The organism is Robertmurraya sp. (genome assembly GCF_036676585.1).
In the GTDB taxonomy this organism is placed as follows: Bacteria; Bacillota; Bacilli; order Bacillales; family Cytobacillaceae; genus Robertmurraya_A.
The window spans coordinates 19,408-27,058 of the sequence record NZ_JAKFCQ010000088.1 but is presented as its reverse complement, the minus strand read 5'-3'; the positions used below and the strand labels follow the sequence as shown (position 1 = coordinate 27,058).

Annotated in this window: 10 protein-coding genes; 8 read left to right on the top strand and 2 right to left on the bottom strand. The window is 37.9% G+C overall.

Annotated elements, in window-relative coordinates:
- On the bottom strand, positions 1-464 hold a 464-nt coding region (gene lexA / locus ACGLXV_RS12690; RefSeq protein ID WP_391558902.1), incomplete at its 3' end, for a transcriptional repressor LexA.
- A gap of 154 nt (positions 465-618) precedes the next feature.
- Here lexA and yneA point away from each other — a divergent pair.
- The 6 genes from yneA (at position 619) to ACGLXV_RS12660 (ending at position 5,047) form a co-directional block, all read left to right on the top strand.
- Positions 619-933: a cell division suppressor protein YneA gene (gene yneA / locus ACGLXV_RS12685; protein ID WP_391558901.1), complete on the top strand. Its 315-nt coding sequence runs from the start codon at positions 619-621 to the stop codon at positions 931-933.
- Between the two features lie 8 nt (positions 934-941).
- Positions 942-1,622: a YneB family resolvase-like protein gene (locus ACGLXV_RS12680; protein WP_391558900.1), complete on the top strand. Its 681-nt coding sequence runs from the start codon at positions 942-944 to the stop codon at positions 1,620-1,622.
- Between the two features lie 117 nt (positions 1,623-1,739).
- Complete coding sequence (locus tag ACGLXV_RS12675; RefSeq protein WP_391558899.1) at positions 1,740-1,973, top strand: DUF896 domain-containing protein; 234 nt, start codon at positions 1,740-1,742, stop codon at positions 1,971-1,973.
- 162 nt (positions 1,974-2,135) lie between these two features.
- Positions 2,136-4,136 (top strand): transketolase, encoded by a 2,001-nt coding sequence (gene tkt, locus ACGLXV_RS12670; RefSeq protein WP_391558898.1) that lies wholly within the window; start codon positions 2,136-2,138, stop codon positions 4,134-4,136.
- A gap of 170 nt (positions 4,137-4,306) precedes the next feature.
- Positions 4,307-4,744: a sporulation inhibitor of replication protein SirA gene (gene sirA, locus ACGLXV_RS12665; RefSeq protein WP_391558897.1), complete on the top strand. Its 438-nt coding sequence runs from the start codon at positions 4,307-4,309 to the stop codon at positions 4,742-4,744.
- Between the two features lie 87 nt (positions 4,745-4,831).
- Positions 4,832-5,047: a YneF family protein gene (locus ACGLXV_RS12660; protein ID WP_119707634.1), complete on the top strand. Its 216-nt coding sequence runs from the start codon at positions 4,832-4,834 to the stop codon at positions 5,045-5,047.
- A gap of 101 nt (positions 5,048-5,148) precedes the next feature.
- Here ACGLXV_RS12660 and ACGLXV_RS12655 read toward each other — a convergent pair whose 3' ends face one another.
- Entirely contained in the window at positions 5,149-5,478 is a 330-nt protein-coding gene (locus ACGLXV_RS12655) for a hypothetical protein (RefSeq protein ID WP_391558896.1), read from the bottom strand.
- Between the two features lie 133 nt (positions 5,479-5,611).
- On the opposite strand from ACGLXV_RS12655, the gene ACGLXV_RS12650 reads away from it, so the two are divergent.
- Both ACGLXV_RS12650 and ACGLXV_RS12645 read left to right on the top strand, forming a co-directional pair.
- Complete coding sequence (locus ACGLXV_RS12650; RefSeq protein WP_391558895.1) at positions 5,612-5,779, top strand: hypothetical protein; 168 nt, start codon at positions 5,612-5,614, stop codon at positions 5,777-5,779.
- Positions 5,780-5,899: 120 nt separating this feature from the next.
- A complete protein-coding gene (locus ACGLXV_RS12645; protein ID WP_391558894.1) occupies positions 5,900-7,648 on the top strand; it encodes an ABC transporter transmembrane domain-containing protein in 1,749 nt (582 codons plus the stop codon).
- The last annotated feature ends 3 nt before the right edge of the window (positions 7,649-7,651 follow it).

Below are 7,651 nucleotides of genomic sequence, written 5' to 3'. Positions count from 1 at the left end.
ATGTCTCCGTTATTCGCTGTTTGCTGCTGCTTCACGATCACGTAATCACCATCAAGGATTCCAGCCTCAATCATACTGTCTCCCATAACCTCAAGCATAAATACTTGTTCATCCGCAGGGGCAAGACGTTCCGGGAGAGGAAAATACTCTTCAACATTCTCGATTGCAGTTATAGGTATACCTGCAGTTACTTTTCCGACTACAGGAACGTTAACAATATTATATTTTGGTATATTGCTTACCACCTCATCAAGATCCAGAATCTCAATTGCTCGTGGCTTTGTAGGGTCTCTTCGAATATACCCTTTACTTTCAAGTCTAGCTAAGTGGCCGTGTACGGTTGAACTTGACGCTAAACCAACAGCTTCCCCAATTTCACGAACGGAAGGCGGATAGCCCTTTTGCTTAACTTCTTCTTTTATATATTCTAGTATATCTACCTGACGTTTTGATAGTTTTGTCATACTTACCGCCCCTCATTGGTTAATCTTGACTTTATTATAGCATGTTCTACCAGTGCATACAAACATAAGTTCGAATAATTGTTGACACAAAACAAACGTTCGGTCTATAATATAATCATAAATACGAACATACATTCTAATAGAGGTGTTTTACATGAAAAATTTATGGAACAAATACTCATATGCTATTATTCTAGTTGTCTTATCTATCCTAGCGTCTATCATTTTAGTAATTTCTAATGGTGAATCAGTTGAGGAAAAATATATGTCTGTAACGATTAATGAAGGTGAAACACTTTGGGATCTTTGTAAGGACTATGCTGATAAACATGCTTTATCTGAAACAGAGTTTGTATCCTGGGTAGAAGAAATCAATGATATTAATGGAAATGTATTGTTAGTAGGTGATGAAATCTATATCCCTGTTGAATTAAACGATTCCACTGTTACAGAGCTAGCATCAAAATAGGAGGGGTTATGAAGGCAATTATCTATTGTAGAGTAAGTACTGAAAAAGAATCCCAGTACTCTTCTCTAAAAAGGCAGGAAGAAGAACTATTGAAGCTGTCACAACAAAATGGAATGGAAGTTGTTGAAGTGATAAAGGAACAGGCGAGTGGATATGACTTTGACAGAGAAGGTATTTTGCTCCTGCTGTCACGATTAAAGGAAGAGAAAGTAGATGCAGTCCTTATTCAGGATGAAACGAGACTTGGTAGAGGAAATGCGAAAATCGCTCTGCTTCATTGTATACTGAAGGATAACATCAAACTTTTCAGTGTCTCACATAACGGTGAGTTACAACTGTCCGAATCGGATTCCATGGTATTGCAAATTGTAAGTATGGTAGAAGAATATCAGCGAAAGCTTCATAATAGTAAAATTAAAAGAGGAATGAACCGAGCTGTTCAAAACGGTTACAGACCAGAGAAAAATCTGAAAAACAAAGGTGTTCATGCAGGAAGAGAACGTATTGAAGTACCGATAACAGAGATCGTACGGTTAAGAGACAATGATTTAACATTTTCGGAAATCGCTGCAACTTTAAGAGGTTTCGGTTATGAGATCTCAAAAGCTACAGTAAATCGAAGATATCTTGAATACATTGAAGAGCAAAAACATCAAAAAAATATCTCGCCAAATGCCAACAAGTCATAAAATAAACTGTTGGCATTTTTTGTTATTCGTACCTCTTGACGCTTCCTCCTTGTCAAAGATTATATCTTTTAGTAACATGATTTCTATTGGTAAAACTAAAAGTGAAGGAGCAAAGAGATGCTACCGAAGGAAAAAATGGCTAGAATTAATGAACTAGCAAAAAAAGCAAAAGCTGTAGGGTTAACAGAAGTGGAAGCAAAGGAGCAGTCAAAGCTTCGTAGTGAATATTTACAAACATTTCGATCATCTATGCTAGGAACGCTCCAAGGTGTAAAAATTGTTGATCCTCTTGGTGAGGATGTAACACCTGAAAAGATAAAGAGATTAAAAAATAGCAAAAAACTACATTAATCTTCTAAATTTATTCACCAGGAAATGATTGAAAACACTGAAAATTATAAAATATATGCTTTTTTTCAAAATTTATTTAGGCAATCTGTTGTATAAATAATAGAGCAGATATAATATTAAAAAGTGGGATTATTGAGATAAAGAATAGGAAGGGTTGAAAAAATGTTTGAACAAAATGATGTACTAGCAATTAACGCAATACGTACTTTATCAATTGATGCAATTGAAAAAGCTAATTCCGGCCATCCGGGTATGCCGATGGGGGCTGCTCCAATGGCTTATGCATTATGGTCGCGCTTTATGAATCATAACCCTAAAAACCCAGAGTGGTTTAACCGTGATCGTTTTGTATTATCTGCAGGGCATGGTTCTGCATTGCTGTATAGTCTTCTTCACTTATCAGGATATGACGTAACAATGGATGATCTTAAGAGCTTCCGTCAATGGGGAAGTAAAACTCCTGGTCACCCTGAATTTGGACATACTGCGGGTGTAGATGCAACCACTGGGCCACTAGGACAAGGGATTGCAATGGCAGTAGGTATGGCAATGGCTGAAAGACATTTAGCTGCTACTTATAACAAAGACAACTACAATGTAGTGGATCATTATACATATAGTATTTGTGGTGACGGTGACTTAATGGAAGGTGTTTCTGCTGAAGCTGCTTCACTTGCAGGGCATTTAAAACTTGGTCGTCTAGTTGTATTATATGATTCAAATGATATCTCTCTTGATGGTGACTTAGACCGTTCATTCTCTGAAAGTGTTGAAAAACGTTTTGAGTCATATGGATGGCAATACCTTCGTGTAGAGGATGGAAATAATCTTGAGGAAATTGCAAAAGCAATTGAAGAAGCACAAGGTGATCAAAATCGTCCTACACTAATTGAAGTGAAAACAGTGATTGGATACGGTTCACCAAACAAATCAGGAAAGTCAGATGTTCATGGTGCCCCACTTGGAGCTAATGAATTAAAGCTAACGAAAGAAGCTTACCAATGGACATTTGAAGAAGATTTCCATGTTCCTTCAGAAGTATATGATACATTCAATAAATACATTGTGGAAACTGGTGCAAAGAAAGAAAACGAGTGGAAGGACTTGTTCGCTTCTTATAAAAATGAGTACCCTGAGCTTGCTCAACAGTTAACATCTGCAATTAACGGTGAACTTCCAGAAGATTGGGACAAAGATCTTCCTGTTTATCCTGAAGGAAAAGCACTTGCTAGCCGTGCATCATCAGGTGAAGCTCTAAATGCTATCGCTAAGAACACTCCTTCGTTTATTGGGGGTTCAGCTGACCTAGCTGGTTCTAACAAGACAATGATTAAAGGGGTAGGCGATTTTACTCCTGAATCGTTTGAAGGTAAGAACATTTGGTTTGGAGTTCGTGAATTTGCGATGGGTGCTGCGTTAAATGGTATGGCTCTACATGGTGGAGTAAAGGTATTTGGAGGAACATTCTTTGTATTCTCTGACTATTTACGTCCAGCTATCAGATTAGCTGCATTAATGGGTCTTCCTGTAACGTATGTGTTCACTCACGACTCAATTGCAGTTGGGGAAGATGGACCAACGCATGAGCCAGTTGAACAACTTGCTGCATTACGTGCAATGCCAAACTTAGGTGTTATTCGTCCGGCAGATGGTAATGAAACAGCAGCAGCTTGGAAGCTTGCGCTTGAATCAAATGATAGTCCAACAGCATTAGTGTTAACAAGACAAGACTTACCAACCATCAAAGACACAGATAAAAATGCTTATGAAGGCGTTAAAAAAGGTGCTTATGTTATTTCTCCAGCTTCTAAAGAACAAGCAGATGTATTATTACTTGCTGCTGGTTCAGAAGTAGGTTTAGCTGTTGAAGCGCAAAAAGCACTTGATGCAGAAGGGATTTCAGCTTCTGTAGTAAGTATGCCTTCATGGGATCGCTTTGAAAAGCAATCACGTGAATATAAGCAAAGTGTTATTCCTCCAACTGTTAAGAAGCGCTTAGCTATCGAAATGGGATCATCTCTAGGATGGCATCGTTATGCAGGAGATGAAGGGGAAGTATTAGGAATTGATACATTCGGTGCTTCTGCTCCTGGTGAAAAAATCATGGCAGAATACGGATTTACAGTAGAAAATGTAGTTGCTAGAGTTAAGGCTCTATTATAAGTTTTAAAAGGTTGTTCTAGTAAATAGAACAGCCTTTTTATCTTGCACCAAGACCTACGACTTTTTCCGACAAAAATAGTGGAAGTTTTTGACGACGAAAGACAAACGTTCTATTTCTACTTCTTTATAATAGAGAGAAATAACATTTGGTCAGACGAGGAGGAAGCTTGGTGAGAACATATCAGTTGTATTTAATCGATGATGAATTTGCCTCTCATTATTTTGGTAGAGAAAAGATGTTCTTTGATCTGTTTGCTGAGTATAACGAATCCTTCGGTGAACTAAAAAATATATTAAAAAAACAAATACAGTTTATTACGAAGCCTCTTTCCACACTTCGCCTTCAACAATATATTCTTCAACAGCTAGGGAAAAATCAGGATTTTGAACACAAACAGGGGATATACTATATTCAAAATGGAAACGTAAGCTCTGCAAAGCTAGAGATATTTGAAAAGCATATTACTCTCCATGCATTTGGTAGCTATGATGCAGAGACGCTTTTCTTCGAAGTTCTACGTAAAAGTGAAAGCTCCTTTTTAGCAATTGACCTTGTACATGAGCGATACGGGTGGCTCAGACCAATTAAGGAAAGAAAGTTGATTTAAAATAGGAGAAATTGCACAGCAAATATTGTATAATAGCATTTGGTTTAGTACACTGTATGATAGACAACATGAAGGAGGAAGTTTAGTATGTGGACGCATATTCTAGTAGGCGTACTTGCTTTAGCAGCAGGTGTTGCACTAGGTTTTTTCATTGCTCGCCGTTACATGATGAGCTACTTAAAGAAAAACCCACCAATTAATGAACAAATGCTAAAAATGATGATGATGCAAATGGGAATGAAACCATCTCAGAAGAAAATCAATCAAATGATGTCAGCAATGAACAAGCAAACGGGCAAGTAATTTGTCACGGACAAGCCCTTGTACATAGGCTTATGGTTTGATTGACTCAATCCCTAATAAAGACCACCTTTTCTGCTCAAACAAACAGAAAAGGTGTTTTTTTATTCTACTGAATCTTTTTCCTTTTTTCGTCTCTTCCTGATCGGAGGCTCTTTATAAGTTAAGCTGTGAACTTCCGTTCTAATTATGTTCCTAAGAAATTGCTCTAAGAAAGGATAGACTCTACCTGTATAGTCCTCTAATGATTTACATTCATAATGAGCAGGTAGGTAGACACTATATTTACATGTTACTTCATATGCTGGTCTATTTTTTTGATCAACTATTTCTTTGTAGCTATGTATTTTGATGACATTATGGTTCTTTCGAATAGAAAAACGATGATTTAAATCGTATGTTAAAAACGTGACGTATCCAATTGCATTAACCACCTAATCACACTCACCCCGAAAATATTATCTCATCTATTTTATACAGGACAATGCTATTTCGTCCATCTCTATCCTAATTATTGATAAGTAATATGGGAAATGTTCATCCTATAATGGAGGAGGTGGTGGGAATATGGTACGCATTCATAACCCGGTTAAAGGGGATAAAAGTAAGCTAGGTGCAGATAACCAGATGCATGGTGGGACAATGGAAGAAGTCGACCAATTTTCAAATGCGATTTACCAGGCGGTTCATCCGGGTAAAGGTAATGATGATAATAACAATAGTAGTAAACAATAAAAACGCCGTCATGGCGTTTTTTGTGTTATTCGACTTCCTAAGTATCTTCCTTATTTTCACAACATTTGGTAAACTATTCTAGTTACAGGAATTGTTTTTTAGGGTTGGGGGCTGTGGGGAATGAAAGTTTTTATTGATTTGATGTGGTTTTTCAAGCAGGAGAAAAAAGCATATATTACTGGGGTTCTTCTGTTGTTAATTGTAGCATTTTTACAGCTTGTTCCTCCAAAAGTGATTGGGCTAGTAGTCGATCATATTGAGCAAGGGTCCTTAACGATGAAGATATTAGGGATTTATGTGCTCTTACTTGTAGGGGCAGCTCTAATGATGTACATACTAAGGTATTATTGGAGAATCATGATCTTTGGTTCAGCAGTTAAGCTCTCCATGCAGTTGCGAAATCGATTGTTTCATCATTTTACTTCAATGTCACAATCTTTTTACCAAAGGAGAAGAACGGGAGATTTAATGGCGCATGCGACCAATGATATTCAAGCGATACAGCAGACGGCTGGTGTGGGGGTACTCACCTTTGTCGATTCTCTTTCCACTGGTGGCTTTGTCATTCTTGCGATGGCTTTTACCATCAGCTGGAAGCTTACATTAATTAGCTTGATTCCGATGCCATTTATGGCGATTTTAACTAGTTGGTACGGAACTTTACTACATAAGCGTTTTCACCTCGCACAGGAAGCTTTTTCATCGTTAAACGATAAAACACAAGAAAGTATCACAGGAATAAAGGTGATCAAAACCTTTGGTCAGGAAAAAGAAGATATAGAAGATTTTCGAAAGCAATCAAATGACGTAGTGGATAAGAATATTTCCGTTGCTCGGGTTGACTCCTTGTTTGATCCGACGATCTCGATTATCGTAGGGATTTCTTTTTTCCTTTCACTTACATTTGGTGCTAGATATGTTATTAATGGTGAGTTAACGATCGGACAGTTGGTTTCTTTTACAACGTATTTAGGCTTATTAATTTGGCCAATGCTTGCCTTTGGTTGGTTGTTTAATATCGTCGAAAGAGGAAGAGCCTCTTATGATCGTGTTATCGCACTTTTAAATGAAAAAGCGGATATTGTGGATGAAGAAGCAGCGTTAAACGTGACTCCAAGCGGAGATATACAATATGAGATCCAGCAATTTACTTATCCGAACGAAGCAGAGCCCATCCTACAAAATATTCATTTTGAGTTAAAAAGGGGACAGACACTTGGAATTGTTGGGAAAACTGGTGAGGGGAAGACGACGTTATTAAAGCTATTGATCAGGGAATATGATGTCACCGATGGTCAAATTACATTTGGTGATCAGCGAATTACACAATATAAAATCGACAAATTAAGAGAAGCGGTCGGCTATGTGCCACAGGATCATTTCCTATTTTCTGCTACGATCGGTGAAAATATCTCTTTCGCCAAGCCTTTATGCGATAAAGAAGAGATTCAGGAGTCAGCGAAAATAGCTAATATTCATGATGATATTACCCAGTTCACAGATGGGTATGATACGGTCGTCGGAGAACGGGGTGTGTCGTTATCTGGTGGGCAAAAGCAACGTATTTCCATTGCTCGTGCTCTATTATTAAATCCGGAAGTGCTCATACTAGATGACTCTCTTTCAGCGGTCGATGCCAAAACCGAAGAGGCGATTTTAACCTCGCTAAAAGAAAACCGTGAGGGGAAAACAACAATCATAACATCTCACCGACTAAGTGCCATTCAGCATGCCGATCTTATTTTAGTCATTGATAATGGACAGATCAAGCAATCGGGTACACATGATACGTTAATGGATCAAGAAGGATGGTACAAGGAAATGTACCTAAGGCAGCAGCTGGAAGATCTTGTGGAGCATGGAGGATAAAAG

Bases quoted from the DNA above. Each gene is read 5' to 3' on its own strand.
- ACGLXV_RS12645 (WP_391558894.1), top strand. From the start codon at position 5,900: ATGAAAGTTTTTATTGATTTGATGTGGTTTTTCAAGCAGGAGAAAAAA.
- ACGLXV_RS12660 (WP_119707634.1), top strand. From the start codon at position 4,832: ATGTGGACGCATATTCTAGTAGGCGTACTTGCTTTAGCAGCAGGTGTT.
- tkt (WP_391558898.1), top strand. From the start codon at position 2,136: ATGTTTGAACAAAATGATGTACTAGCAATTAACGCAATACGTACTTTA.
- ACGLXV_RS12650 (WP_391558895.1), top strand. From the start codon at position 5,612: ATGGTACGCATTCATAACCCGGTTAAAGGGGATAAAAGTAAGCTAGGT.
- ACGLXV_RS12675 (WP_391558899.1), top strand. From the start codon at position 1,740: ATGCTACCGAAGGAAAAAATGGCTAGAATTAATGAACTAGCAAAAAAA.
- yneA (WP_391558901.1), top strand. From the start codon at position 619: ATGAAAAATTTATGGAACAAATACTCATATGCTATTATTCTAGTTGTC.
- ACGLXV_RS12680 (WP_391558900.1), top strand. From the start codon at position 942: ATGAAGGCAATTATCTATTGTAGAGTAAGTACTGAAAAAGAATCCCAG.